At 66.0% G+C, this 25,391-nt stretch carries 26 protein-coding genes and 1 pseudogene; 12 read left to right on the top strand and 15 right to left on the bottom strand.

Going from position 1 to position 25,391, the window contains the following annotated elements; all coding sequences use genetic code 11:
- Positions 1–58: 58 nt before the first annotated feature.
- From WKW82_RS22715 to WKW82_RS22700, 4 genes are all read right to left on the bottom strand, one after another.
- A complete protein-coding gene (locus WKW82_RS22715; protein WP_340344605.1) occupies positions 59–1,069 on the bottom strand; it encodes a helix-turn-helix transcriptional regulator in 1,011 nt (336 codons plus the stop codon).
- A 207-nt stretch (positions 1,070–1,276) separates the two neighbouring features.
- Entirely contained in the window at positions 1,277–1,531 is a 255-nt protein-coding gene (locus WKW82_RS22710; protein ID WP_340344604.1) for a hypothetical protein, read from the bottom strand.
- Complete coding sequence (locus WKW82_RS22705; RefSeq protein WP_340344603.1) at positions 1,528–1,719, bottom strand: hypothetical protein; 192 nt, start codon at positions 1,717–1,719, stop codon at positions 1,528–1,530. The genes WKW82_RS22710 and WKW82_RS22705 overlap by 4 nt, the downstream gene beginning before the upstream one ends.
- A 128-nt stretch (positions 1,720–1,847) precedes the next feature.
- The gene (locus WKW82_RS22700; protein WP_340344602.1) at positions 1,848–2,603 is read right to left on the bottom strand and encodes an SDR family NAD(P)-dependent oxidoreductase; all 756 of its coding nucleotides are present in this window, start codon (positions 2,601–2,603) and stop codon (positions 1,848–1,850) included.
- A 199-nt stretch (positions 2,604–2,802) separates the two neighbouring features.
- Between WKW82_RS22700 and WKW82_RS22695 the strand changes: the two genes are divergently transcribed.
- Complete coding sequence (locus WKW82_RS22695; protein ID WP_340344601.1) at positions 2,803–3,531, top strand: glutathione S-transferase; 729 nt, start codon at positions 2,803–2,805, stop codon at positions 3,529–3,531.
- 250 nt (positions 3,532–3,781) lie between these two features.
- Here the strand turns inward: WKW82_RS22695 and rsmI are convergent, their stop codons facing one another.
- Entirely contained in the window at positions 3,782–4,723 is a 942-nt protein-coding gene (gene rsmI / locus WKW82_RS22690) for a 16S rRNA (cytidine(1402)-2'-O)-methyltransferase (protein ID WP_340344600.1), read from the bottom strand.
- A 2-nt stretch (positions 4,724–4,725) separates the two neighbouring features.
- Here rsmI and WKW82_RS22685 point away from each other — a divergent pair, with 2 nt between their 5' ends.
- Positions 4,726–5,139, top strand: a complete 414-nt coding sequence (locus tag WKW82_RS22685) for a YraN family protein (RefSeq protein ID WP_340344599.1) — start codon at positions 4,726–4,728, stop codon at positions 5,137–5,139.
- Positions 5,140–5,296: 157 nt separating this feature from the next.
- Here the strand turns inward: WKW82_RS22685 and WKW82_RS40860 are convergent.
- A pseudogene (locus WKW82_RS40860) lies at positions 5,297–5,453 on the bottom strand (IS110 family transposase); the annotation flags it as partial.
- Positions 5,454–5,525: 72 nt separating this feature from the next.
- Between WKW82_RS40860 and WKW82_RS22675 the strand changes: the two are divergent.
- Both WKW82_RS22675 and WKW82_RS22670 read left to right on the top strand, forming a co-directional pair.
- A complete protein-coding gene (locus WKW82_RS22675; RefSeq protein ID WP_340344598.1) occupies positions 5,526–6,164 on the top strand; it encodes an SIS domain-containing protein in 639 nt (212 codons plus the stop codon).
- Between the two features lie 83 nt (positions 6,165–6,247).
- Positions 6,248–7,030, top strand: a complete 783-nt coding sequence (locus WKW82_RS22670; protein ID WP_340344597.1) for a BON domain-containing protein — start codon at positions 6,248–6,250, stop codon at positions 7,028–7,030.
- 100 nt (positions 7,031–7,130) lie between these two features.
- Here the strand turns inward: WKW82_RS22670 and zwf are convergent, their stop codons facing one another.
- Both zwf and WKW82_RS22660 read right to left on the bottom strand, forming a co-directional pair.
- On the bottom strand, positions 7,131–8,594 hold the full coding sequence (gene zwf, locus WKW82_RS22665; RefSeq protein WP_340344596.1) for a glucose-6-phosphate dehydrogenase: 1,464 nt from the start codon (positions 8,592–8,594) through the stop codon (positions 7,131–7,133).
- Positions 8,595–8,791: 197 nt separating this feature from the next.
- Entirely contained in the window at positions 8,792–9,643 is an 852-nt protein-coding gene (locus tag WKW82_RS22660; protein ID WP_340344595.1) for a DMT family transporter, read from the bottom strand.
- Positions 9,644–9,881: 238 nt separating this feature from the next.
- On the opposite strand from WKW82_RS22660, the gene WKW82_RS22655 reads away from it, so the two are divergent.
- Positions 9,882–13,286 (top strand): autotransporter outer membrane beta-barrel domain-containing protein, encoded by a 3,405-nt coding sequence (locus tag WKW82_RS22655; RefSeq protein ID WP_340344594.1) that lies wholly within the window; start codon positions 9,882–9,884, stop codon positions 13,284–13,286.
- A gap of 7 nt (positions 13,287–13,293) precedes the next feature.
- On the opposite strand, the gene WKW82_RS22650 is transcribed toward WKW82_RS22655, so the two are convergent.
- The 7 genes from WKW82_RS22650 to WKW82_RS22620 all read right to left on the bottom strand — a co-directional run bounded on the left by WKW82_RS22650 (position 13,294) and on the right by WKW82_RS22620 (position 19,952).
- The gene (locus WKW82_RS22650; RefSeq protein ID WP_340344593.1) at positions 13,294–14,022 is read right to left on the bottom strand and encodes an AraC family transcriptional regulator; all 729 of its coding nucleotides are present in this window, start codon (positions 14,020–14,022) and stop codon (positions 13,294–13,296) included.
- A 50-nt stretch (positions 14,023–14,072) separates the two neighbouring features.
- The gene (locus tag WKW82_RS22645; RefSeq protein WP_340344592.1) at positions 14,073–15,200 is read right to left on the bottom strand and encodes an SLC13 family permease; all 1,128 of its coding nucleotides are present in this window, start codon (positions 15,198–15,200) and stop codon (positions 14,073–14,075) included.
- On the bottom strand, positions 15,187–16,743 hold the full coding sequence (locus tag WKW82_RS22640; RefSeq protein WP_340344591.1) for a class I adenylate-forming enzyme family protein: 1,557 nt from the start codon (positions 16,741–16,743) through the stop codon (positions 15,187–15,189). The genes WKW82_RS22645 and WKW82_RS22640 overlap by 14 nt, the downstream gene beginning before the upstream one ends.
- 239 nt (positions 16,744–16,982) lie before the next feature.
- Entirely contained in the window at positions 16,983–17,963 is a 981-nt protein-coding gene (lipA, locus tag WKW82_RS22635) for a lipoyl synthase (protein WP_340344590.1), read from the bottom strand.
- Between the two features lie 3 nt (positions 17,964–17,966).
- On the bottom strand, positions 17,967–18,674 hold the full coding sequence (gene lipB, locus WKW82_RS22630; RefSeq protein WP_340344589.1) for a lipoyl(octanoyl) transferase LipB: 708 nt from the start codon (positions 18,672–18,674) through the stop codon (positions 17,967–17,969).
- Positions 18,675–18,780: 106 nt separating this feature from the next.
- Positions 18,781–19,074 (bottom strand): HP0495 family protein, encoded by a 294-nt coding sequence (locus tag WKW82_RS22625; RefSeq protein ID WP_340344588.1) that lies wholly within the window; start codon positions 19,072–19,074, stop codon positions 18,781–18,783.
- Positions 19,071–19,952, bottom strand: a complete 882-nt coding sequence (locus tag WKW82_RS22620) for a D-amino acid aminotransferase (RefSeq protein ID WP_340344587.1) — start codon at positions 19,950–19,952, stop codon at positions 19,071–19,073. Before WKW82_RS22620 ends, WKW82_RS22625 begins: the two co-directional genes overlap by 4 nt.
- 167 nt (positions 19,953–20,119) lie before the next feature.
- Between WKW82_RS22620 and WKW82_RS22615 the strand changes: the two genes are divergently transcribed.
- The 7 genes from WKW82_RS22615 (at position 20,120) to atpG (ending at position 25,386) form a co-directional block, all read left to right on the top strand.
- Positions 20,120–20,602 (top strand): ATP synthase subunit I, encoded by a 483-nt coding sequence (locus tag WKW82_RS22615; RefSeq protein WP_340344586.1) that lies wholly within the window; start codon positions 20,120–20,122, stop codon positions 20,600–20,602.
- Between the two features lie 4 nt (positions 20,603–20,606).
- The gene (atpB, locus tag WKW82_RS22610; RefSeq protein ID WP_340344585.1) at positions 20,607–21,467 is read left to right on the top strand and encodes a F0F1 ATP synthase subunit A; all 861 of its coding nucleotides are present in this window, start codon (positions 20,607–20,609) and stop codon (positions 21,465–21,467) included.
- Positions 21,468–21,527: 60 nt separating this feature from the next.
- Entirely contained in the window at positions 21,528–21,791 is a 264-nt protein-coding gene (gene atpE / locus WKW82_RS22605) for a F0F1 ATP synthase subunit C (protein ID WP_165908898.1), read from the top strand.
- A gap of 72 nt (positions 21,792–21,863) precedes the next feature.
- Positions 21,864–22,334: a F0F1 ATP synthase subunit B gene (locus tag WKW82_RS22600; protein ID WP_340344584.1), complete on the top strand. Its 471-nt coding sequence runs from the start codon at positions 21,864–21,866 to the stop codon at positions 22,332–22,334.
- A 25-nt stretch (positions 22,335–22,359) separates the two neighbouring features.
- Positions 22,360–22,890 carry a F0F1 ATP synthase subunit delta gene (locus tag WKW82_RS22595; protein WP_340344583.1) on the top strand — a complete coding sequence of 177 codons (531 nt, stop codon included), beginning with the start codon at positions 22,360–22,362 and terminating at the stop codon, positions 22,888–22,890.
- A gap of 36 nt (positions 22,891–22,926) precedes the next feature.
- The gene (gene atpA, locus WKW82_RS22590) at positions 22,927–24,480 is read left to right on the top strand and encodes a F0F1 ATP synthase subunit alpha (protein ID WP_340344582.1); all 1,554 of its coding nucleotides are present in this window, start codon (positions 22,927–22,929) and stop codon (positions 24,478–24,480) included.
- Between the two features lie 30 nt (positions 24,481–24,510).
- Entirely contained in the window at positions 24,511–25,386 is an 876-nt protein-coding gene (gene atpG / locus WKW82_RS22585; protein ID WP_340344581.1) for a F0F1 ATP synthase subunit gamma, read from the top strand.
- Positions 25,387–25,391 lie beyond the last annotated feature (5 nt).

Here is a 25,391-nt window from a genome sequence, read left to right as displayed (position 1 = left end):
ATGAGCCTTTGCAAAAGAAATTTACATTGCCGCTGGCTGCGGTGGCGTGCGGCCCCGTTCAAGCCGCCTGCTGGCGCGGGTACAGCGCCGCAGCCTGGCGCGTCTTCTCGGCCACATGGCGGCGCAGGGGCGCGTCGCCGACCACTTCGACGTCGGCGCCATGGCGCATCGCCTCCATGGCCAGTTCGCGCACGTCCGAGTAGGGAATGCGCATTTCCAGGCGACCGTCCGGCAGCCATGTCGTCTGCTGGTCGGGGTGCCACTGCTCGTCGGCCACCCAGCGTGCCGCCTCGGCGGAAAAGACCAGCGTGGCCTGCCGGACGGCGGCGCCGCCATACGCGCCGTAGCCGCCGTCGAGCAAGGCCTCCAGGGTCTTGAGTGGCAGCATCTGCGCCGCTTCATCGAGCACGCGTGCATCGCGGATCGCGTCCAGTGAAAACCGCCGCAGGCCGGCGCTCTTCTGGCACCAGGCATCGAGGTACCAGGTGTTGCGGATGTGCACCAATCGCTGCGGTGAAATCGTGCGCAGCGATTCGCTCGATCGGCTGCGCGTGAAGTAGAGGATCTCGATGCGCCTTTGCTGCGTCAGCGCCAGGCACACGAGCTCGAAGTACTTGCTGGCCACCGGCCTGCGGTTCATGCTGGCAATCCGGATGCGGCTGGCCAGCCCCTCGGCCTTGCCATCGACGCTGCCGAGCATCTGGTGAACCTTATCGAGGATCGGTTGCACATGCCGCGACAGCACGCCGTCTTCGTCCAGGCCGGACATCAGCTGGTGCATCGTCAGCAGCGCATGCAGTTCACTTTCGCTGAACCACACGCCCGGCAGGTGATGCGAGGCCGATGTCGGGGCACCCCCGGCCGGGGATTCGAACTCGTAGCCGTTGCGGGACCGGTCGTAGACGATGGGCGCGTCGAGGCGCTCGCGGAGATAGTCGAGGTCGCGCTTCAAGGTGGCCCGGGAAACGCCCAGTTCGGCCATGAGTTCGTTGAAGCTCACCGGGCCGGCGCCGGAAGGGCGGCGGCGAATGAGCATCTCGATCTTGTAGAAGCGTTCGGTTCGATCCATGTCGGAAGTAAAAGCTCATCGCATGAGCCTGTAAGTCTAGCCACTCCGGCGCGGCGCGGCGCACGCCCGCGTCCTGTCGGCTTGCTGCTCGGAACGATCGCGGACCTGGTCGTGCCAGTCCGGGGTGACTGTCACCTGTCGAGATACCGACATGTGCTCGCGCCGCACCGGGGCTTCACCCCGCGCGGCGCGCCCGCAGTGCTCGTCCTAGAAGGTCGAGGTCGCCCATTTCGCCGCCCGGCGAAACGAGGGGAAGGTGCCAAGTTCCTTGAACAGCCGTTCGCGCGTGGCGCGCCGGGTAGCGACGGATTCGATCGCAGTGGCAACGGCCTGGGCTGTCCGGGCGTCGGTCGCGGGCAGTGCGCGCAAGGCGCTGGCAATCTGAAAGAGCTGGTCGACGCTAAGGCGCGGCGCGCCCGTCGACCGATCCAGACGATCGCGCAAGGTGTCCGCAATGCTCACAAGGCGACCAGCAGCCGGATCAACACGGGCGTGGCCATCAACAGGACCAGCAACATCAGGTTGCGACGCCATCCGGCCTTGCGCCGTTCGCGTTCGCCGGCGAGGTACGACGCCCGGAAAGCTGCCAACTCCGTGGGGTTGGACTTGTCTTTCCACCATTCGTGAGAATTGTGAGCACTTTGTGACATGTGAAGATTGTGCTTACATATCGATGCGAATGCCAGCAAATTGCGCACGCGAAAGTTCGCAAAAGCCAAGAATTCGTGCCAATTTCCCGCGACCCGGAGCGCCGTCGATCAGCGCCAGCCGGCGTCGATCAGCTCCAGCCAGCGTCCACGGTGAAGTTCTGCGCGCTGCACATGCGCGAGTCGTCTGCCGCCAGGAACAGCGCCATTGCGGCGATGTCGGTGCCCATCACGCGGCCCGGCAGGCATTGCGCGGCGTCGATCTCCGCCCCCGACTCGGGCTTGACCCACAGCTTGAGCTGGCGTTCGGTCATCACCCAGCCCGGCACGATCGTGTTGACGCGGATGTTCTGCTTGCCGAGGTCGCGTGCCAGCGTCCGGGTCAGCCCCTGCGCGGCGGACTTGCAGGTGGCGTAGACCGACAGCTCGCTGTTCTTGTTCATCCAGCTCACCGAACCCAGGTTGATGATGCTGCCCATGCCGAGCTGCGCCATGTCGGGCGCCACTGCCTGGGCCGCGAAGAATTGGTGCTTGAGGTTCACGGCCACCGTGCGGTCGAAGAACTCCGGCGTCACGTCGGCCACCTTGTGGCGGGTGTCGTTGGCGGCGTTGTTCACCAGCGCGCCGATCGGCCCGAAGCGCTCGCGCACGGCGGCGATGGCGCCGCGCAACGCCTCGATGTCCGTGATGTCGCAGTGTTGATAGAACACCGTGCCCGCGCCGAGCTTCTGCGCCAGCGCCTCGCCGGATGTGTCGTCAATGTCGACGAAACCCACGTTGGAGCCCTGCGCCGCGAACGCGGTGACCAGGTCGGCGCCAATGCCCGAGGCGCCTCCGGAAATGAAAACGGTACGGCCCTTCAGCGAGGGGTAGATGGCATGGGTCATCGCGACACTTTCGGGAAATAAAGGAGGGAAGGAGAGGAGACTGTAGCGGCGAATCGGATTAGTTCGATGGTCGATCAAAGTCCATTTCGTTGGGGTTGACCCTGAGTTTGCTCGCCCGTTGCCACCGCCTCCGCCGCCGCGAAAGGGTCTGGCTTGAAGCTTGCGAGCGAAGTGCGGCAAAAACGGCGAGACCTTCCCGATGACCTACCAACTGCACTACTGGCCCACGATCCAGGGCCGCGGCGAATTCGTCCGGCTGGCGCTGGAGGCGGCCGGCGTGGACTATGTCGACGTGGCGCGCGAGCCGCCGAAGCAGGGCGGTGGCGAAGCGGCGCTGGTGCGTCGCCTGAAAGATCCGCACAACCCTTGGCCACCGTTCGCGCCGCCGTTCCTCGTCCACGGCAGCGTCTTCATCGGCCAGACCGCCGCCATCCTGCTGTACCTCGGCCCGCGCCTGCACCTGGTCGGCGACATGGAACAGGAACGCGTCTGGACGCACCAGATCCAGCTCACGATCGCCGACGTGGTGGCCGAGGCGCACGACACGCACCACCCGGTCGGCACCGGTCTCTATTACGAAGACCAGAAGCCCGAAGCCGCACGCGTGGCCCAGTCCTTCCGCGAAGAGCGCATTCCCAAGTTCCTGAACTGGTTCGAGCAGGTGCTGCGCCACAACCCGGCCGGCGACACGCACCTGGTCGGCGACGCACTGAGCTACGCCGACCTGTCGCTGTTCCAACTGGTGGAAGGGCTGCGATACGCCTTCCCCAAGGCGACGGCGCGCGCGTTGGCGGCGACGCCGGCGGTGGTCAAGTTGCATGACAACGTCGGCCGCCGGCAGCGCGTGCAGGAGTATCTGAACAGCCCGCGCCGGATCGCGTTCAACGAGGACGGGATCTTCAGGCGCTATCCGGAACTGGATGGCTGAGGCCGGGGCGGCTTCAAATTAGTTTTCCACCCCGCTAATCGCGTGACCCACGACGCATGAAACCAGTGCGAGCAATGTCTGTTCGTGGGCACCCGTGGAACCGGCTTTGCGGGGCCGCCGGGTGCGCCCTCTTGAGGGGCTGAGGGCCGCGGCTCCAAGCCTGCCTGCGCAGGCTTGGACGGCCCGCAAGAGCAGCCGCCTCTGGCGGCCGCACGGGCGCCGCAGGCGCATTCAGGGGTGGGTTTTCATTTCAATCCTCGCGCGAATCGCCAGCCCGCAGCTTCAACGCCATCTCATAGAGCCCGTTGCGCGGCGCGCCGCTGATCTCCGCCGCGAGCTTCACCGCGGACTTCACCGGCAACTCGGCCAGCAGCAGCTTCAGCACACGTTCGCCGTCGCCTGTGCCGTCCGGCGTCTTCGCGGTGGCGTGCAGCACCAGCGCGAATTCGCCGCGCGTGCGTTGCGGTCCCGCGGCCAGCCAGCCGGCCAGGTCCTTCGCGGCAACAGTCGCGATCTCCTCGAACTGCTTGGTGAGCTCACGCCCCAACGTGATCCGTCGCGGCCCCAGCACCACCAAGGCACGGGCCATCGCCTCGATGCGATGCGGCGCTTCGAGCAGCAGCACGGAACGCGGCTCTTGCGCAAGCCGCTGCACCGCCGCGTCGCGCTCGCCGGCCTTGGTGGGCAGGAAGCCGGCGAAGACGAAGGCGCTGCCATCCTCCTCGGCCCCGACCAGCCCCGCCGCACTCAGCAGCGTCGTCACGCTGCTCGCCCCCGGCAACGGCAGCACCCGATGCCCCGCCTCGCGCACCGCAGCCGCAAGGCGCGCGCCCGGATCGCTGATGCCCGGCGTGCCGGCATCGCTCACATAGGCGATGCGCTCCCCCTGCGCCAGCCGCGCGATCACACCCAGCGCCGCCTCGGCCTCGTTGTGCTGGTGCACGGCCAGCAGTCGCGCTCCTGGCCGGTCGATGCCATAGGCGCGCAGCATGCCCTGGGTGTGGCGCGTGTCCTCGCAGGCGATGGCATCGGCGATCTCCAGCACATGCAGCGCACGCAGGGTGATGTCGGCCAGGTTGCCGATGGGCGTCGCGACGACGTACAGCGTGCCTTGCGGATAATGCTGCGCACCCGCGGCATCGCGTGCCGCCTGCAGTGCGGCGCCAAACGAGGCGGGGATCAGGGAGCTCAAAAGTGTTTCTCCAGAACAAGTCATCAGCAGGAAGGGCGGGCGCCACGCGCACCGGCGTCACGACCAAGCAGCGCGGCGACGCGGGCGAGGACGCGGCGCTGGCGCATCTGCTCGAGGCCGGCCTCGCATTCGTCGCGCGCAATTATCGAACCCCCGGTCGCGGCGGCGGCGAGATCGATCTGATCATGCGCGACCCGCGCGACGGCACGCTGGTGTTCGTCGAGGTGCGGCGGCGCGCAAGCGGCTCGCACGGCGGCGCCGGCGGCAGCATCACCGGCCTGAAGCAGCACCGCGTCATCCTCGCGGCGCGCCACTACCTGATGAACCTGCGCACGCTGCCGCCTTGTCGCTTCGACGTGGTGCTGGTCGAGGCCGGTCGCATCGAGTGGCTTCAAGGAGCGTTTGACGCTGGCTGAAGAGATCTTGAGAAACAGATCCCTTGATGCGGCCGTCCAGGAGATTGCGCCGGCCGGTGTGACGACAAAGCCGAAGGTATTGGCTCGGCGCCCGAGGGCGGCGAGTCTGCTGCTCTTCGTACCGCAGTCGGCCCTGGTCGACGAAGGCCTCGCCGCGGCCCCTCGCCGCCTCGATGATCTCCTGGGCGCTGGCCTTGACCCGACCAGGGCGATGCCAGCCCCTTGGGATCGCGCCCGCCCGCCACGATGGCACGAATGATCGCCTGGCCCGTCGTGCGCATCGCGTCGCCGAGCACCCCGCTGAGGCCGAGATTGGGCGCACAGGCGCATAGGAACTTGCGGGCCCCTTTCCTTTCAACCACAGACCCATCGTTATCATCCGGACCATGCTCGAGCAACGCATCCAGCAGCACTTCATCGACAGCGCTGACCTCAAGTACCAGGCAGGCACCGTCCTCAGCAAGCCCATTTCCCAAGCAATGCAGGCGCTGCTGGCCTGCGTCACCAGCGGCGGCAAGATCCTCGCGTGCGGGGCAGGCGTGTCAGGCCTGCTGGCCGCGCAGTTCGCCGCGCAGTTCGTCGGCCGCTTCGAACGTGACCGGCCCGAACTCGGCGCCATCGCACTCGCCGGCGACAGTGCGGACCCGCTGGCCGACACCCCCCAGGCCGTCGACGCCGATCGCTTCGCGCGACAGGTGCGCGCCCTCGGCCAGGCCGGCGACGTGCTGCTGGTGCTCAGCGCCAGCGGCCAATCGGCAGCGATCCTGGCCGCGGCGGAGGCGGCGCATGCGCGTGACATGACGGTCGTGGCCTTGCTCGGCCTCGCGCCCGGTGGCGGACGCACCAGCAATGGCGGTGCGGTCGGGCGCGCATTGCGCGAGACCGATGTCCAGGTGTGCGTGCCCCATGAGCGCGCTGCGCGCATCCACGAAGTCCACCTGCTCGTGCTGCATTGCCTCTGCGATGGCGTGGACGCCCAACTGCTCGGCGAGCAGGAAAACGACGCATCGCAACTCCCGGCCTGAGTGCCGCGAGCGAAGAAAAACGGTGGGCTAAACTGACCTGAAGGCCGCCGCTCCGACCACAAGACGCACAGGAATCATTGTTCATGAAGACCCCCTCCGCCCAACGCATGCTCATTGCATTCACCGCGATTGCCGCACTCGCCGCCAGCCTGCCGGGCTGCGTGCCGCTGGTGGTGGGTGGCGCGGTCGCCGGTGCAGGCATGGTCGCGACGGACCGCCGCAGCTCGGGCGCACAGCTCGACGACCAGGCGATCGAATTGCGTGCCGCCGCACGCGTCAGCCAGATCGCCAACGACAACATGAACGTGACGGTGGTCAGCTACAACCGCCAGGTGCTGCTGGTGGGCACGGTCGGCAGCGAGGCGGACAAGCAACGCGTGGGCAACGAGATCCAGCGTCTCGAAAACGTGCGCGCGGTGGTCAACGAAGTGACGGTCGGCCCGGGCAGCTCGCTGGCCGACCGCTCCAACGACACCTACCTCACCGGCAAGGTCAAGGCCTCGCTGCTGGACGCCAAGGACATCTTTGCCAACTCGTTCAAGGTCGTGACCGAACGCAGCGTGGTCTACATCATGGGCATCGCCACGCGACGTGAAGCCGACCGCGCCAGCGATGTCGCCCGGGGCGTCTCGGGCGTCGCGAAGGTGGTGCGTGTGCTCGACCTCGTCACGGATGCCGACCTGGCCAATGCGCAGCGTTCGGGCGGCGTGTCCGCGCCGATCACGCCGGCACCGGTGCAGGACGCGGGGCCGGGCGCCACGTCATCGTCGTCACGCGTGCCGCTGCCGCCGATGGCGCCGCTGCCGCAGGGCAATGTGGCGCCCGCGCCCGCCAGCAACGGCGTGGTGACCTCGCCGGTGCGCTAGCAGATCGGCCTGACCCGAGCCAAGCGCCTACGGCGCTTCAAGGCGCGCACGCAGCGGCCCGGCTATGGCGGTTCCGCGGGTGCCGCCGAAAATAAGTCCCTCAATTGCCCGTCTTGTTCGGATCGCGCCAAGCCCGCTCGAAGGGCAGCCGCCACGCATGCGGCGCGATCAGCTGGTGAACCGGCTTCGGCCCCCATGAGCCTTGCTCGTAGAGCCGCACCGGCGGTGGCGATTCGAGCAGGTGCGTCGAGACTTCCCACAGCCGCTCGATCCCTTCCGCCGTGGTGAACAGCGTGCGATCCCCGCGCATCGCGTCCAGGATCAGCCGCTCGTAGGCTTCCAGCACCTCCCCCGCCAGCCCGGTATCGCGCATCGCGAACTGCAAGCTCAGCTTGTCCAGCCGCATGCCTGGCCCGGGCCGCTTGCCGTAGAAGGACAGCGACATCTTCGACGCATCCGCCAGGTCGAAGGTCAGGTGATCCGGCCCCTGCGAGCCGACGCCCGAGCCCGGCGGGAACATGCTCTTGGGCGGCTCGCGAAACGCGATCGAGATGATGCGTTGCCCCTCTGCCAGGCGCTTGCCGGTGCGCAGGTAGAAGGGCACGCCGGCCCAGCGCCAGTTGTCGATGTGGCATTTGAGCGCGATGAAGGTCTCGGTGTCCGAATCCGGGTCCACGCCTTCCTCGCCGCGGTAGCCGCTGTACTGGCCGCGCACCACGTCGTGCGGCTGGATCGGCTCCATGCTGCGGAAGACCTTGTTCTTCTCCTCGCTGATCGGCGCAGGGTCCAGCGCGGTCGGCGGCTCCATCGCCATGAAGCCGAGGATCTGGAACAGGTGCGTCACCACCATGTCGCGGTACGCGCCGGTCTGCTCGTAGAAGCCGGCGCGCTTGCCCAGGCCCAGCGTCTCGGGCACGTCGATCTGCACGTGGTCTATGAAGTTGCGGTTCCAGATCGGCTCGAACAGGCCGTTGGCAAAGCGGAAGGCCAGGATGTTCTGTGCCGGCTCCTTGCCCAGGAAGTGGTCGATGCGGAAGATCTGCTCTTCCTGGAACACCTCGTGCAGCTTGCTGTTGAGGCTGACCGCGCTCTTCAGGTCGGTGCCGAAGGGCTTTTCCATCACGATGCGCGAACGCTCCACCAGCCCCGCCTCGCCCAGCATGCGCACCACCGTCAGCGCCGCGTTGGGCGGCACGCTCAGGTAGTGCAGCCGTCGGCACTCGACCCCCAGGGATTGCTCTGCGCGGTCGACCGCCTCCCGCAAGGCCGAGGCGCCGGCCGACAGCGGTACATAGTCGAGCGTTGCGGCAAAGCTGTCCCACGCGGCCGGGGTGACCTTGCGGCTGCCGAATTCGTCGAGCGCAGAACGCGCCGACTTTCGAAAGCCCTCGACATCCATTTCGTCAAGCGACACGCCGATGATCCGGCATCCCGGAATGAAGCCTGTGCTGCACAAATGGAACAAGCCGGGGAGCAGCTTGCGCCGCGCCAGGTCGCCGGTCGCGCCGACCAGCACCACCACCTGCGGAAAGCGCGGACCGACGCCGGGAGGAATTTTTGCCATCGTTGTTCACCCTGGAGTTGTCGTGTGCAACGGCCAAGCGATTTCGATGCCAGCAGCGCGGCGCACCTGCCAATGATGACCGGCAAATCGATCGCCTGGTTGGATGGATCGGCGGCGACTCGGCGTCGAGGGTCGTCCTGTGTCGAGTCGCCGCCCGGTGCGCAGGGACCGTGCGCGGGTCGAGTACGGGCTGAAGCTCAGGCGGCCCTGGTACGCGTGCCGAGGACTGCGGCGGAGATGATCAGCGCCGCGGCAAGCGCAATCGTCCAGCTCAGAGGCCGCCCCGTCACCACCAGCAGCAAGGCTGTCGACGCCAGCGGCGTGAGGTAGCTCAGGATGCCGATCTGGCGCGCATCGCCGCGCTTCAACGCCATGTCCCACAGGTAGAACGCGGCGCCGAGCGGCCCCAGCCCGCACAAGGCCAGCAGCAGCCAGTCGCGCACCGACAGGCTGGCCGATGGTTCGAGCATGAAGTGGCACGCCAGGGATAGCAGCCCCGAGACCAGCCCGAACAGCCCGATCGCCGCCGTCGGGAAGGCCGGCACCCGCTGCGTCCACAGCGAATAGCTGGCCCAGATGAAAGCGGATCCCGCAGCCAGCGCGAAGCCCCAGGTTTCGGATGTCACGCCGGCCGTGCCGCCTCTCGCGCCCAGGATCGCGATGGCCGCGCCGGCGAAGCCCAGCAGCGCCGCCACCACGTGCGCGGGCCGCAACGAGACGCTGACCAGCAGCGCCGGCGCCAGCACCACCATCAGCAGCGGCCACAGGTAGTTGACCAGGTTGGCCTCCACCGGTGGCGCATGCCGCAGCGCCAGGAACAGCAGGAAATGAAAGCCGAACAGGCCGTACACGCCCAGCGCCAGGGTCCGCGGCGGCACGCGCCAGGCGTTGCGATTTCGCAACACGCTCGGCAGGCTGAGCAGGCTGCCCATCGCCAGCGACAAGCCGGTCAACTGGAAGGGCGGCAAGTGCGACAGCGCGGTACCGAGCGAGGCGAGCGTGGCCCAGAGCGCAATGGCTCCCAAGGCGTAGAGGTGTGACGGGGGCATGCGTCCAAGGCTAGCCGGTGGGCTGTCAACAAATGCCGGTTTCTCGTCGCGAAATGACGGGAGGTGTCGTTTCGCCACATTAACCGCACCAAAAGCGGGCAAATTCACGTAACCAAAAGGTGACATTTCGTGTCAAATCGAAACTTCCTACTTATGTTGTGCGACTTTTCCGGTGGGGACGCAGAAATGTCCTACGCCGGAGCCAGCCGCAGAACCCAACCAAACGGGGAGAGATCACATGAATTTTGTATACCGAGTTGTTTTCAACAAGGCGCTGGGCTGTTGGCAGGCCGTTTCGGAAATTGCACGGGGCCGCGTCGGCGGTAGCAGCGCAGCCAGCGCGCCCGTCGAGCGTGCTGCAAGCGCAGCCGAAGGTGGCGGCCTGCGGTCGATCGCCGTCGCCGCTGCCATGTTCCTGGCCGTCGGTTCGGCGGCCGCCGGGAACGGCGGCGCTGGCGGCCAACCCGTCAACCCCGTGCTTTCAGCGGGCGCGGGCGGCAATGACAGCACCGGCGGCGCTGGCGCCATCAATGACACCGACTTCGGTTCGCACGGAGGCAACGGCGGCAACGCGACGCCGACCGGCCCGACGGCAGGCACCAACAGCTCGATCGGTACGCTCGGCTTCGACCCGGCCTTCCTGGGCGGCGATGGGGCCGGCGGTGCGGCTGGCACCGCCGTGGCGCCGAACGGCGTTGCCGGCCAGAACGACCCGACCAACGGCAATGGCTTCGGCGGTGGTGGCGGCGGCGGTCATGCTGGCGCTTCCGGCCCGTTGACCTCGAACACCGGCACCGTGGTCGGCGGCAATGGCGGCAATGGCGGCAACGGTTTCTGGGCTGCGGGTGGCGGTGGCGGTGGCGGCTACGGCGCTGTGATCGATCCGTCGGTCACGGCGATCAGCAACAGCGGCAGCGTCTCCGGCGGCCGAGGCGGTGACGGCGGCGCTGCGAACTCGCAAGGCGGCGGCGGCGGCGGTGGCGGCACGGCCGTCTACTTTGCGCCGGCAAGTTCCACCAGCGTGGCGACCAACACCGGCACGATCACCGGCGGCAACGGTGGCAACGGCGGCGACAGCCAGACCCGCCCCAACCGATCCAGCGGCGGCGGCGGTGGCGGCGGGAACGGCATCGCCCTGATGGCCGGGCAACTGGACAACCAGGCGGGCGCAACGATCGGCGGGGGCAATGGCGGCAATGGCGGCAATGTCGTCGTCGGCCCCGAGGCGTTCGAGGGCAACGTGTCGGGCAGCGGCGGCGGCGGGGGCAATGCCGTGAATGCCGTGGCCACGGGTGCCCAGGTGTTCAATGCCGGCAATCTGGTCGGTGGTAACGGCGGCGTCGCCGGCACCAGCACCGGCACGCTCGGCACCGCGGGCGCAGCGGGTGTCGGTGTCAATGTCGCGGGTGACGACAACAGCGTCGTCAACGCCGGCAGCATTTCCGGCGGATTGGGCGGCGACGGTGTAACGCGCGGCAATGCCGTCACGATCGCCGGCAACAACAACACGCTTGAACTGCGATCCGGCTACGGATTCACCGGCAATGCCGTGGCCACCGGGTCCGCCAACGTTCTGGCGCTCGGCGGCAGCACCGACGCCGCGTTCGACACCTCCGCCATCGGCAACCAGTACCAGGGCTTCAGCGACTTCCGCAAGACCGGCACCAGCACCTGGACGCTCAACGGCATCCAGGCCGGCGTGACGCCGTGGACCGTGAAGGCCGGCACCCTGTCCGTCGCCAACGACGCGAGCCTCGGCGCCCTGGCTGGCGCGCTCACCCTCGACGGCGGCGCCCTGCAGGCGACGGCTGATATCACCACCACGCGTCAGATCAACCTTGGCGCAGGCGGCGGCACGCTGCTCACCAACGCCGGAACCACCTTGAGCCTTGGCACGGGCATGACCGGCGTGGGCACCCTCACCAAGAATGGCGCCGGCACGCTGGCGCTGGCTGGCGCCAACAACTACACCGGCGCAACCAACATCAACGCGGGCACGGTGCGCGCCGGCGCGGCCAACACGCTGAGTGCTGCCAGCGTCCACACGGTGGCAGCGGGCGCAGCGTTGGACCTCGCCGGCTACAGCCAGACGGTCGCGTCGCTCGCCAACAGTGGCACCGTGAGCCTGCTGGGCTCGGCGCCCGGCACCACGCTGACCGTGACCGGCCCCTACGTCGGAAACAACGGCGTCCTGCGCCTGGGCACCACGCTCGGTGACAGCAGCAGCCCCTCGGATCGCCTGGTGCTCAGCGGTGTCACGGCCGTCGCGAGCGGCACGACTTCCGTGCAAGTCACCCAACTGGGCGGCCTCGGCGCGCTGACCACCGGCAACGGCATCGAAATCATCAGTACGGTCAACGGCGGCAGCATTGGCGCCAACGCATTCACGCTGGCCGGCGGCCACGTCGACGCGGGTGCGTTCGAATACCGCCTGAACACCACGGCCAACGGTGGCTACCTGCGCTCCGACGTGCAGGTGCTGCCACCCCCGCCGCCTCCGCCCGCACCTGCACCTGCGCCAGCACCCGCACCCGCACCCGCACCCGCACCTGCACCTGCACCCGCACCTGCACCTGCACCTGCACCTGCACCTGCGCCTGCGCCTGCACCGGCACCGGCACCTACGCCTCCGCCCGCCCCCCAGGAGGCGATCAAGAAGCAGGAGCCCACCCCCCTCGCCATGACTGTCCCGGCCTACCGCGCCGAAGTGCCCCTGCTCGCCGCGCTGCCCGAGCAGTTCCGCCAGCGCAACTACGCCATGCTCGGCAACCTGCACCAGCGCGTGGGCGACGATGCCGGCATGACCGACGGCAGCCGCCAAGGTTGGGCGCGCATGATCAGTGTCGACGACACGATCAGCCAGCGAGGCACCGTCAATCCTCGCAGCGACGGCCGTGTCACCGGCTTCCAGGCCGGTACCGACCTGTTCGTCAAGAGCGGCTGGCGCGCCGGCCTGTATGTCGGCCAACTCGACGGCGACATGCAAGTCACCGGCTTTTCCGGCGGCATCCTGAATCGTGCGGTCGGCTCCAACGACCTGCGCAACGAGTACCTGGGCGCGTATGCCACCTACCGCGGCGCGACTGGCTTTTACGCGGACACGGTCGTACAGGCCGGCCGCCATCGCTACACCTCATCGACCGGGACGTCCTTGCCCATCTCGGGCAAGGGCGACAGCCTGATCATGTCCTTGGAACTGGGCCAGTCCTTCCGCCTGGCGCCGAACTGGACGATCGAGCCGCAGGTGCAGATCGCCCACCAGCGCATGAGCCTGGACCCCGAATGGATTCCCGGGGCAACGCTGGTGCGGCAGTGGACAACGGATGGTTGGCTGGCACGCGCAGGTGTGCGAGTGAAGGGCGACGTCACCACGCCTGTCGGTCCCCTGCAACCGTATGGCCGCGTCAACCTCTACGCCAGCACCAACGGCACCGACGTGACGAACTTCGCCACGCTGGCAGGCAACACCGCCATCGTCACGAACACGGGCGGCTCCAGTGGCGAAGTCGCCATCGGCGCGACGCTGGCCGTCTCGTCGACCGTGAGCCTCTACGGCGAAGTCGGCAAGCTGTGGGCGATCGGTGGCGACACGCGCGTGCGAAGCAGTGCCAACGGAAGCCTGGGCGTGAAGGTCCGCTGGTAAAGGTCGGTTACGGTGCGGCGGCCTCCTCGCGCCGCATCGCCGCCGTGAGCGCCGAGGGTGAACGGTAGCCGGTGCGGCGCGCCACCTCGGCCACGCTGATGCCGTGGCCGCGCAACTGGCGCGCGTGCACCAGTCGCTGCTGGCGCAGCCAATGCATCGGGCCCATGCCCTGCTCGTCGCGGCAACGTTGCGCGAACTGGCTCGGGCTCAGGCACACAACCGCAGCCATGTCGGCCACCGTCAGCGGACGCTGCCAGCGTGCCTGCGCCCACAGGCTCAGCGCGGCCCAGTCGATGGCCCGCCGCCGGCTTGCACTGGGAGGCAGCGGCCCCCAGGCTTCCAGCAGCAATGCCGGGCCATGGTGCAGGGCGAGCTTCGGCGCGTCCGGCTGCCCCAGGCACAGCGCCAGGTAGCGGGCCAGCGACAAGGTCCGCTGCGCCATTGGCGTGCGCCCGACCGCACGGGACCAGGGCAGCTCGGAGGTGTCGAGCACCAGACACTGGGCACCCTCGCTCGATTCGAAATCATGCCGGTCGCCCGGCGCGATCACCCAACCTTCCCCGGCCGCAATGTGCCGCCCTCGGCCTTCGACTTCCAGATCGAGCCGCCCGCTCAGACCCACCAGAACCTGGAAATGCCCATGCGCGTGGCTCCCGCGCGAGGCGCCATAGCGGCGCAATGACAGGCCGTGCATGGCAGGCTCAAGAGGATCGGTATGGAGGAGGAGCGAGGGCATGTGGGCCGCATTGTCGAACGTGCGCAACGCCGCAGGCAACGTGTGTCGCTTCAGCCCAGGCGCAGCAACAGCGCCGAGCCGGCGCACACCAGCAGGAACGGAATGCTGATCCGATGGAACTCACGCAGGCCATGCGGCAGCTTCGCCAATCGAAGCGCAATCAGGTTGGCCAGCGAACCCAGCACGCAGCCGAAGCCACCCACGCTGACGCCGGCCGCCAGCGCCGGCAGGTCGCGCACCGGGCCGTCGAGCAGGATGGCCGCCGGCACGTTGCTGATCACTTGCGACGTCACCACTGCGGCCAGGTAGGCGCGCCAGCCTTCATCGATGGGCCAGCGGCTGAGCAGGCTTGCGATGGCAGGCAGTTCGGCCAATTGGCGCAGGTCGACGAACATCAGCCCGATGATCGCCAGCAGCGACCAGTCGATGCCGCGCAGCACGCCCCGATACGTCAACAGGTAGACGCCGAACACCAGGCCCAGCCCCGCCAGCAGCCAACGGTGCTCCAGCGCCACCACGAACGCGACGAACAGCGCGGCGGACAACCACAGCAGCCGCGGCTGCATCGGCCCAGTGTCCTCCACGTGTTTCAGAGTGATCGGCGTGCGCGGCACCAGCAGCCACACCGCGACGAGCAGCCAGGCCAGCATGATCCCGACGGTCGGCGCCATCATGCCCATGAAGCCGAGGAAGCTCTCGCCGGAGCGATGCCACAGGTAGAGGTTCTGGGGATTGCCAATGGGCGTCAGCGCGGAGCCCGCATTCACCGCCAGCGCCTCCAGCACCACCAGCCGGGCCAGCGGCAAATGCGCCTGCGTCGCTAGCACCCGCGTCAGCGGCACCAGCAGGAACAGGCTCACGTCATTCGTCACCAACGCCGACAGCAGCGCCGACGTGGCCACCAGCAGCAGCGCCAGGCTGCGCAGGTTGGTGGTGCGCTCCAGCAGGTGCTCGGCCGTCGACTGCAGCATGCCGCTGCGCTCCACGCCTTGCGTGATGGCCAGCAGGCCGGCCAGCGCGCCGATCGTCGGCCAGTCGACCAGCTTGAGCAGGTCCATGGGCGCTCGCGGATGGACGAAAGCCAGCACCGCGGCGACCGCCAGCAGCACCCACAGCAGCCCGTTGCCGCCGCCCTCCTTGTGGGCCTGAGTTGGTTGCGTGGCTTCAGCCGCGCCCATGCCGCTCCCGCAGTTCGCGCTTGAGCACCTTGCCGATGGCGCTGCGCGGCAATTCCTCGATCAGGTGCAGGCTGGCGAGCCGTTGGGTCTTGCCGAGCTGGGCATTGGTCCACGCCAGCATTTCGGCGGGGTCGGTCGTGTCGCCGTCCCTGCGGACGACAAAGCCGACCGGCGTCTCGCCCCAGGCCTCCGAGGGCATGCCCACCACGGTCACATCGGCCACGGCAGGATGCGCGCGCAACACGGCCTCGAGATCGCTCGGGTAGATGTTGAAGCCGCCACTGATGATCATGTCCTTCTTGCGGTCGAACAGTGTCAGGAAGCCATCCGCGTCGAAGCGGCCCACGTCGCCGGTGCGGATGAACCGCTTGCCATCGGGCGCGAACCATTCGGCTTCGCGCGTCTTCTCCGGCTGGCGGTGGTAGCCCACCATCATTCCGGCGGAACTGCCCACCACCTCGCCATCGCCTCCGGCAGGCACTTCCTGGCCGGCCTCGTCGATCAGCCGGATGTCGCTGCCCTCGGCCGGTCGGCCGACCGTGTGCAGCTTGTCCGGATGCAGGTGCGCCTCCAGGATGCAGGTTCCGCCGCCCTCGGTCATGCCATAGAACTCGACCAGCCCGCCCGGCCAGCGCTTCAACACATCCGCCTTGAGCGCGGCGCCAAAGGGCGCACTGGTGCTGAACTTGTATTGAAAAGACGAAAGATCGTGCGCGTCGAAGGACGGATGCGCCATCAGGCGCTGGTATTGCACCGGCACGAGCATCGTGTGGGTCACGCGGCTGTCCTGCGCGAGCCGAAGGTAGCTGGCCACATCGAACTTCGGCATCAGGATCACCTGCCCGCCGAACGCGAGTGTCGGGAAGAACACCACCAGCGTGGTGTTGGAGTAGAGCGGCGTGGAGAGGAGGGTGACGGTGTCCGGCCCGTATTCGTAGCGCGCGCCCCGCTTCACATGCGACCAGCGCATGCCGTGGCCTTGCACGATGCCCTTCGGTTCACCCGTCGTGCCGGACGAATAGATGATGTTGAAGGGGGAAGAGGGCTCGGGCTCCACCCTGGCAGGCGGTGACCCCTCCGGCGCGAGCCAGTCGTCGAAGGCACGGCCGACACCGGACCCATCGAGCGCAATGCGCGGAATCCCGTTGGTTTCGGCGGCGCCGAGCACCTCCGCCGTGCTCGCGTCGGCAAAAACCAGCTTTGCCTCGGCATCCCGCTGCATGCGACCCAGGCTCTCCGGCGTCGACCCTGGCGCCAGCGGCGCAACCGCCACTCCGGCGCGCAAGGCACCAAGAAAAACCGCGGCGTAGTTCACGGAAGATGTCGCGCAAATGACAATCGCGTCCCCCTTTGCCAGGCCGTCGCGCTGCAGCGCCGACGCGATTCGGTCCATCAGGACGTTCAGCGAAGCATAAGTGAGCGTGCGCTCGCTGTCTCGCAATGCGAGGTGATCAGGCCGTTCGTTCGCGTGAATCCGGATCAGGTCGGCGATGAGGCCGAAGTCCGGGGCAATGGCGTTTGTCAGGGTTTCCGTGGGGGTCATGGCTGAAGTGATTGAGGCGTCAACGAATCGTCGACACGCTGCGTTGAATGATGCCGCGAGCCAAGAGGCCGCGATTCCAATAACCAGGACGCATGATGACCCGTTCCAACAAACCCGACGTTCGCGCAGACGACAAACGCTCCGGCCCGCCGACCCGCCGCCGTCCGGCCCGTCAAACCAACCCCGCCTGAGTTACCGGGCGCGCAGGCCGCTGGATTCAGCAGGCCTGCACTCACAAGTCACACGCCTGCCGCGTGTGCCTGCTGGTCGGCGTGATAACTCGACCGCACCATCGCACCCACGGCCGCATGACTGAAGCCCATCTTGTAGGCTTCTTCCTCGAACATCTTGAAGGTGTCGGGATGCACGTAACGGCGCACCGGCAGGTGGCTGTTGCTCGGTGACAAGTACTGGCCAATGGTCAGCATCTCGATGTCATGTGCACGCATGTCGCGCATCACCTGCAGGATTTCCTCGTCCGTCTCGCCCAGGCCCACCATGATGCCGCTCTTGGTCGGCACGCTCGGATGCAGCGCCTTGAACTTCTTCAGCAGATTCAAACTGAACTGGTAGTCGCTGCCCGGCCGCGCTTCCTTGTAGAGACGGGGCGCGGTCTCCAGGTTGTGGTTCATCACGTCCGGCGGCGCTCCCTTCAGGATTTCTAGCGCACGATCGTCGCGGCCGCGGAAGTCCGGCACCAGGATCTCGATCTGCGTCATCGGCGACAGTTCGCGGATGTTGCGGATGCAATCGACGAAATGCTGGCTGCCGCCATCGCGCAGGTCGTCGCGGTCCACGCTGGTGATCACCACGTACTTCAGTTTGAGCTTGGCAATCGTCTTCGCCAGGTTCAGCGGCTCATCTGCATCCAGCGGGTCCGGCCGGCCGTGGCCGACGTCGCAGAACGGGCAGCGCCGCGTGCACTTGTCGCCCATGATCATGAACGTTGCGGTGCCGTTGCCGAAACATTCGCCGATGTTGGGGCACGAAGCCTCTTCGCAAACCGTGTGCAGGTTGCTCTCGCGCAGGATCTGCTTGATCTCGTAGAAGCGGGTGGTCGGACTGCCGGCCTTGACGCGAATCCACTCGGGCTTCTTCAGCACCTCGCCCTGCACCACCTTGACGGGAATGCGCGACAGCTTGGCGGCGGCCTTCTGCTTGGCGAGCGGGTTGTAGGATTCCTGGCTCTGGGCCTCGCGAACGACTTCAGGGGTGCTCATGGTTCAGGGGGCCAGGAAGGTGACGAGCTTCTGGCCCAGTACCTGCGCAGCTTCTTCCCAAGTGGTTTGGACCCCGATTGTAGAAAGATCGACCGTTTTCAGCCCGGCATAACCGCAAGGGTTGATGCGGTCAAAGGGTTCCAGGTCCATCGCGACATTGAACGACACACCGTGGTATGTGCAATGCCGGCTGACCTTGATGCCCAGCGCCGCGATCTTGCCGAGGCCGCGGAAGGGGTCGCCCGGTGCGGTCGGCCCCGTCAGCGCCGCATGCGAGAAGGGATCGTCCAGCCGCACATAGATGCCCGGCGACCCGGCCACGCGATGGCCCGTCACCGCGAAATGCGCCAGCGTGCGGATCACCGCCTCTTCGATGCGGTAGACGTATTCCTTGACGTAGTAGCCGGCGCGCCTGAGGTCGATGAGCGGATAGGCCACGACCTGGCCGGGCCCGTGAAAAGTGACCTGCCCGCCGCGATCGGTCTGCACCACCGGAATGTCGCCCGGATTCAGCACATGATCGGCCTTGCCGGCGATGCCCTGCGTATAGACCGGCGCGTGCTCGCAGATCCACAAGGCGTCCGGCGCATCTCCCGCACGCTCCTGCGTGAATTGCCGCATGGCCGCCCAGGTGGGCTCGTAGTCGACTCGGCCCAGCCGCTCGATGGCGATCGAAGCAGGCTGCAAATGCGATTGCTGGGCTCGACTCATTTCCAGGAACACTGAGGAACCGGCGTGACCGGGCGGCCGGTGTTGCCTTCGGCAACGGATTGGAGGAGTGCACGGAGCGCGTGGATCCCGGGGGCGAACAACATCTCTAGAGAACCACCTTGACCATCGGATGCGAGGACAGCGCCCGATACAGATCGTCAAGCTGCTCCCGGCTGGTCGCCGTCACGGTCACGGTCACGCCGAGGTACTTGCCGGTCTTGCTGTCACGCAGTTCGATCGTCGCGGCGTCGAAGTCGGGGTCGAACTGCCTGGCGATCGCGGTGACCGCGTGCACGAAGCCGTCGGCGTTCTCGCCCATCACCTTGATCGGAAACTGCGAGGGATATTCGATCAGCGACTCCTGTCGCGTCTCGATCTTGTCATTGGTGGGAATGGTCATGAGGAAACTCCGTTGCGCCGCTTGGCCTGCTGGTAGGCCGCATACAAGGCGTGGTAGATGGGGCCGGGTGCGCCAGTTCCAATGGGCTTGCCATCCAGCAATGTCACCGGCAGCACCTCCTTGCTCGCGGAAGACAGAAGCAGTTCGCCAGCGTCGAACACCTCCTCATGCGTGATGCGGCGCAGCTCGAAGGGAATGCCACTGTCCCGGCAGAGGCGCTCCAGCAGTCCGTAGCGGATGCCCTTGAGCACCATCTCGTCGGGCACCGGCCCGGAGACGCGGCCATCCTTCACCACCCAGACATTGCTGGACGACGCTTCGCTCAAAGCCTCGCCGCGAAACATGATGGTCTCCGCTGCGCCGGCGTCGATGCTGATCTGCCGTGCCAGCACTGCGCCCAGCAGGCTGGTGCTCTTGATGTGCGCCTTCTGCCAGCGGAAGTCCTTCGCCGTCACGCACGCAACGCCCTTCACGCGGACGCTGTCGGGCACCGGCTTCATCGTGTTGACCATCGCGAAGACGGTGGGCCGGATGCCGCGCGTCATCGCATGGTCGCGAGGAGCAACACCGCGCGTGACTTGGAAGTACACGGCCAACGACGGGCCGTCCGCGGTGTCGACCAGTCGTTGCGCAATGGCGTGCCACTCTGTCTCCGTGTGCGGATCCTTGATCTGCAATTCGGCGAGCGACCGGCTCAGACGGGCGATGTGTTCGTCGAAGCAGAACAGGCGACCCTCGTAGGCCGGCACCACGTCGTAGACGCCATCGCCGAAAATGAAGCCGCGGTCCAGCACGCTGACTTTCGCGTCACGCAGTGGCGTGAACGCTCCATTGAGGTAGCAAAGCGTGTCGGGCAACGCGGAGGTGAATGGGTCCATCAATGAATTATGGGCGGACGTACTTTCACAGGGTCTCGTACAGGCATCTCAGTAGTGTTGCAACACCGTTGACCTGCATCGGAGTTTCGAAAAGTCAGGAAGGGCTGGGTTCTTACCTATAATCAATGGCTTTTTGAAAATTCTGGTTCGACATCCGGGCGCATGACATGACAAAAACAGCCCACGATGTCGGGTTTGAAGATAGTGAAGAAGAAGTATTCAGGCCGTTGACCGCCGAGGAGGCGCAGCGGCTTCGGGAAAAGAGCCCATCGATCTCGCCTTGGCGGGTGATCGCGGGCCAGTTGGTGGCAGGCTTGTTGGTGGCGTTGGCTGCCTGGGGCCTGAGTGGGAGGCAAAATCTGGGTTGGTCGGCCGGCTACGGCGCGCTTTCAGTGGTAGTTCCTGCTGCTGTCTTCGCACGTGGGTTGACGGGTCGCCTGTCCTCTCTGAATCCGGCCACGGCGATGCTCGGATTCTTTGTGTGGGAAATGGTCAAGATGGCTTTGACGCTGGCAATGTTGCTGGCGGCGCCGAGGCTGATAACGGCGCTGAGCTGGCCAGCAATGCTGGTCGGTTTGGCGGTGGCAATGCAAGCGTACTGGATGGCGTTGATGTTCGCCCCCAGACGCAAGAAACGAGAGAACGAGTAACAGAATGGCTGCTGAAAACGCTGCGGAACATGGTCAGACCGCTGGTGAATACATCATTCACCATCTGACGCACCTGCAAAACGTCAAGCCCAAGTCGGTCGTCGACTTTTCGGTTTTCAGTTTCGACTCCATCTTCTTCTCGGTGGTGCTCGGTGCGCTGGGTTGTTTCCTGTTGTGGCGTGCCGCGCGCAAGGCCACTTCGGGCGTGCCGGGCCGGTTCCAGGCCGCGGTCGAGTTCCTCGTCGAGATGGTCGACCAGCAGGCCAAGGGCATCGTCCACAACAAGGAAAGCCGCAAGATGGTCGCGCCGCTGGCGCTGGTCCTCTTTGTCTGGATCTTCTTGCTCAACGCGATGGACTTGCTGCCCGTCGATCTGCTGCCCTTCCTCTTCGGCAAGTTCTATCCCGGCGACCCGCACCATGCCTACCTGCGTGTCGTGCCCACGGCCGACCTCTCGGTGACCATGGGCCTGTCGGTCGGCGTGCTGCTGGTCTGCCTCTACTACAACGTCAAGATCAAGGGCCTGGGCGGCTGGGTGCATGAGTTGTTCACGGCTCCCTTCGGCAACCACTGGGCGCTGTACCCCTTCAACTTCGCGATGCAGATGATCGAGTTCGTCGCCAAGACTGTCTCGCACGGCATGCGGCTGTTCGGCAACATGTATGCCGGCGAACTGATCTTCCTGCTGATCGCCCTCATGGGTGGCGCCTTCACGCTGTCGGCCACCGGCATCGGCCTGGCCATCGGTCACATCATCGCGGGCACCGTCTGGTCGATCTTCCACATCCTGATCATCACGTTGCAAGCCTTCGTGTTCATGATGCTGGCGCTGGTCTACATCGGCCAGGCCCACGATCACCACTGATCCGTCTTTTCAGTTTCCGTTTTCCTTTTTCTCGTCAACCAAGTCCCCTTAGGAGTCATCATGGAAGTTATCAGCTTTGTTGCCCTGGCCGCCGGCCTCATCATCGGTCTCGGCGCATTCGGCGCTTGCGTCGGCATCGGCATCATGGGCAGCAAGTACCTCGAATCGGCTGCACGCCAGCCCGAGCTGATGGGTGAACTGCAAACCAAGATGTTCCTGCTGGTCGGCCTGATCGACGCATCGTTCATCATCGGTACCGGTGTGGCGCTGTGGTTCGCAACGGCCAACCCGTTCCTGGCGCAAATCGCCACCCTGGCCAAGTAAGTTTTTCTCCTCGGATCGAGTTGTCATTCCGCATGGAATGGCCGCCAGTTCCATTGCATAGAGAGGTGAAAAGTGAGCATTACCGGTACCTTAATCGTCCAGTTGATCGTGTTCCTGATCCTGGTCGCCTTCACGATGAAGTTCGTGTGGCCACCGATCGCGAAGGCGCTCGACGAGCGCGCCGCCAAGATCGCCGACGGTCTGGCCGCGGCAGACAAGGCCAAGAGCGAACTGGCTGCGGCCGACAAGAAAGTCGAATCCGCACTGGGCCAGGCCCGCAACGAATCCGCGCAGCGCCTGGCTGATGCGGAGCGTCGCGCGCAAGCCATCGTGGAAGAGGCCAAGGGCCGCGCCACGGAAGAGGGCAACAAGATCGTCGCCGCTGCACGTGCCGAGGCCGAGCAGCAAGCCGTCAAGGCCCGTGAAGCACTGCGCGAGCAGGTTGCCGCACTGGCCGTCAAGGGCGCCGAGCAGATCCTGCGCAAGGAAGTGAACCCCGCGGTTCACGCCGACTTGCTGGCCCGCCTGCAGACCGAACTCTGAAGCAGAAGGCGCATCGAGGAACAACATGGCAGAAATCGCCACCATTGCACGCCCCTACGCCGAGGCCTTGTTCAAGGCGGCAGCGTCTGACCATCAAGGTACGGGCGCCTGGCTGGAGCAAGTCGCCGCCATCGCGGCCGAGCCGCAGTTGCAGCAATTCGCCGACAACCCGAAGGCCACGCCCGAGCAAGTCCTCGGCGTGATCGCCAGCGTTGCCGGTGGTCCGCTGTCGGCACAGGCCAACAACTTCCTCGGCGCGTTGCTCGAGAACGGCCGCTTCGCTGCGCTGCCTGAAATCGCGCGCCAATACCGTGTCCTGGCCAATGCCCGCAACGGCTCGTCCGATGCCGTGGTGTACAGCGCCTTCCCGATCGACGACGGTGCGCTCGCGCAGTTGTCGGCGGCGCTCGAAAAGCGCTTCGGGCGCAAGCTGCAGGTCTCGGTCAAGCTCGACCCGTCGTTGATCGGCGGCGTGCGCGTGGCAGTGGGTGACGAGGTGCTCGACACCTCGGTCAAGGCCCGTCTAGAACAAATGAAAGTTGCGCTGGCGGCGTAAGCCTTCGGCCCCTCACACAGAAAGAAGGAACGAGTCATGCAACTCAATCCCGCAGAAATTTCCGAACTCATCAAGAGCCGCATCGAAGGTCTTGGTGTTTCCGCCAACATCCGCAACGAAGGTACCGTCGTCTCGGTGACCGACGGCATCGTGCGCGTGCACGGCCTGTCGGACGCCATGCAAGGCGAAATGCTGGAATTCCCGCCGAGCGCGGACGGCACGCCTTCGTTCGGACTGGCGCTGAACCTCGAGCGCGACTCTGTCGGCGCCGTGATCTTGGGTGAATACGAGCACATCTCCGAAGGCGACACGGTCAAGTGCACCGGCCGCATCCTGGAAGTGCCGGTCGGCCCTGAGCTGATTGGCCGCGTGGTGAATGCACTGGGCCAGCCGATCGACGGCAAGGGTCCTGTCAACGCCAAGATGACCGACGTGATCGAAAAGGTCGCACCTGGCGTGATCGCACGGAAGTCGGTGGACCAGCCGATGCAGACCGGCCTGAAGTCGATCGACTCGATGGTGCCGATCGGCCGTGGCCAGCGCGAGCTGATCATCGGTGACCGCCAGACCGGCAAGACGGCCGTGGCGATCGACGCGATCATCAACCAGAAGGGTCAGAACATGACCTGCGTCTACGTTGCGATCGGCCAGAAGGCTTCGTCGATCAAGAACGTGGTGCGCGCGCTGGAACAAGCCGGCGCGATGGAATACACCATCGTCGTGGCTGCTTCGGCATCCGAATCCGCTGCCATGCAGTACGTGTCGGCCTACTCGGGCTGCACGATGGGTGAATACTTCCGCGACCGCGGCCAGGACGCGCTGATCGTCTATGACGACCTGTCCAAGCAAGCCGTTGCGTACCGTCAGGTGTCGCTGCTGCTGCGCCGCCCGCCAGGTCGCGAAGCCTACCCCGGCGACGTGTTCTATCTCCACAGCCGTCTGCTCGAGCGCGCAGCCCGCGTGAACGCCGATTACGTCGAAGCCTTCACCAAGGGTGAAGTCAAGGGCAAGACCGGTTCGCTGACCGCACTGCCGATCATCGAAACGCAAGCCGGCGACGTGTCCGCTTTCGTGCCGACCAACGTGATCTCGATCACCGACGGCCAGATCTTCCTGGAAACCAACCTGTTCAACGCCGGTATCCGCCCCGCCATCAACGCCGGTATCTCGGTGTCGCGCGTGGGTTCGTCGGCGCAGACCAAGGTCATCAAGGGCCTGTCCGGCGGTATCCGTACCGACCTGGCGCAGTACCGTGAACTGGCTGCGTTCGCGCAGTTCGCTTCCGACCTGGACGAAGCGACCCGCAAGCAGCTCGACCGCGGCGCCCGCGTGACGGAACTGCTGAAGCAAACGCAATACAGCCCGCTGCCGATCTCGCTGATGGGCGCCACGCTGTTCGCGGTGAACAAGGGCTTCATGGACGACCTGGACATCAAGAAGGTGCTGCCGTTCGAACACGGTCTGCATCAGTTCCTGAAGTCCAGCCATGCCGCGCTGCTCGACAAGGTCGAGAAGACGAAGGCCTTGGACAAGGATGCCGAAGCCGAGCTGACGACTGCCATCACGTCGTTCAAGAAGTCGTTCGCCTGATCGACCGCACTGAACTGACAAGGAGCTCTCATGGCAGCTGGTAAGGAAATCCGCGGCAAGATCAAATCGGTGGAGAACACCAAGAAGATCACCAAGGCCATGGAGATGGTCTCGGTTTCCAAGATGCGCAAGGCGCAGGAACGCATGCGCGCGGCTCGCCCGTACAGCCAGAAGATCCGCAACATCGCGGCCAACCTCGGCAAGGCGAACCCGGAGTACACGCACGCGTTCATGAAGACGAACGAGGCGAAGGCCGTCGGGTTCATCGTGGTGACCAGCGACAAGGGCTTGTGCGGTGGTTTGAACACCAACTTGCTGCGGCTGGTCACGGCCAAGTTGCGCGAGGCGCAGGCTGCCGGCAAGACCGTCGATTCGGTCGCGATCGGCAACAAGGGCCTCGGCTTCCTGAACCGCATCGGCGGGCGCGTGGTGGCGCATGTCACGCATCTCGGCGATACGCCGCATCTGGAAAAGCTCATCGGCCCGGTCAAGACCCTGCTCGACGCTTATGCGGAAGGCAAGATCTCGGCGGTGTACCTGTGCTACACGCGCTTCATCAACACCATCAAGCAAGAGCCGATGGTCGAGCAACTTCTGCCGCTGGCGGCCGAATCGCTTCAAGTCGAAGCCGGCACGCCCTCGTGGGATTACATCTACGAGCCGGACGCGCAGAGCGTGATCGATGAACTGCTGGTTCGCTACGTCGAATCGCTGGTGTACCAGGCGGTCGCTGAAAACATGGCCTCCGAGCACTCCGCTCGCATGGTGGCGATGAAGGCGGCAACCGACAACGCCGGCAACGTGATCAACGAACTGAAGCTCGTCTACAACAAGACGCGCCAGGCCGGCATCACGAAGGAACTGTCCGAGATCGTGTCGGGCGCGGCTGCTGCGGCAGGGGTCTAGCACGG

The sequence above is a fragment of the Variovorax rhizosphaerae genome (assembly GCF_037889975.1).
Classification (GTDB): Bacteria; Pseudomonadota; Gammaproteobacteria; order Burkholderiales; family Burkholderiaceae_C; genus Variovorax; species Variovorax rhizosphaerae.
This window is presented reverse-complemented; position numbering and strand designations above follow the sequence as displayed.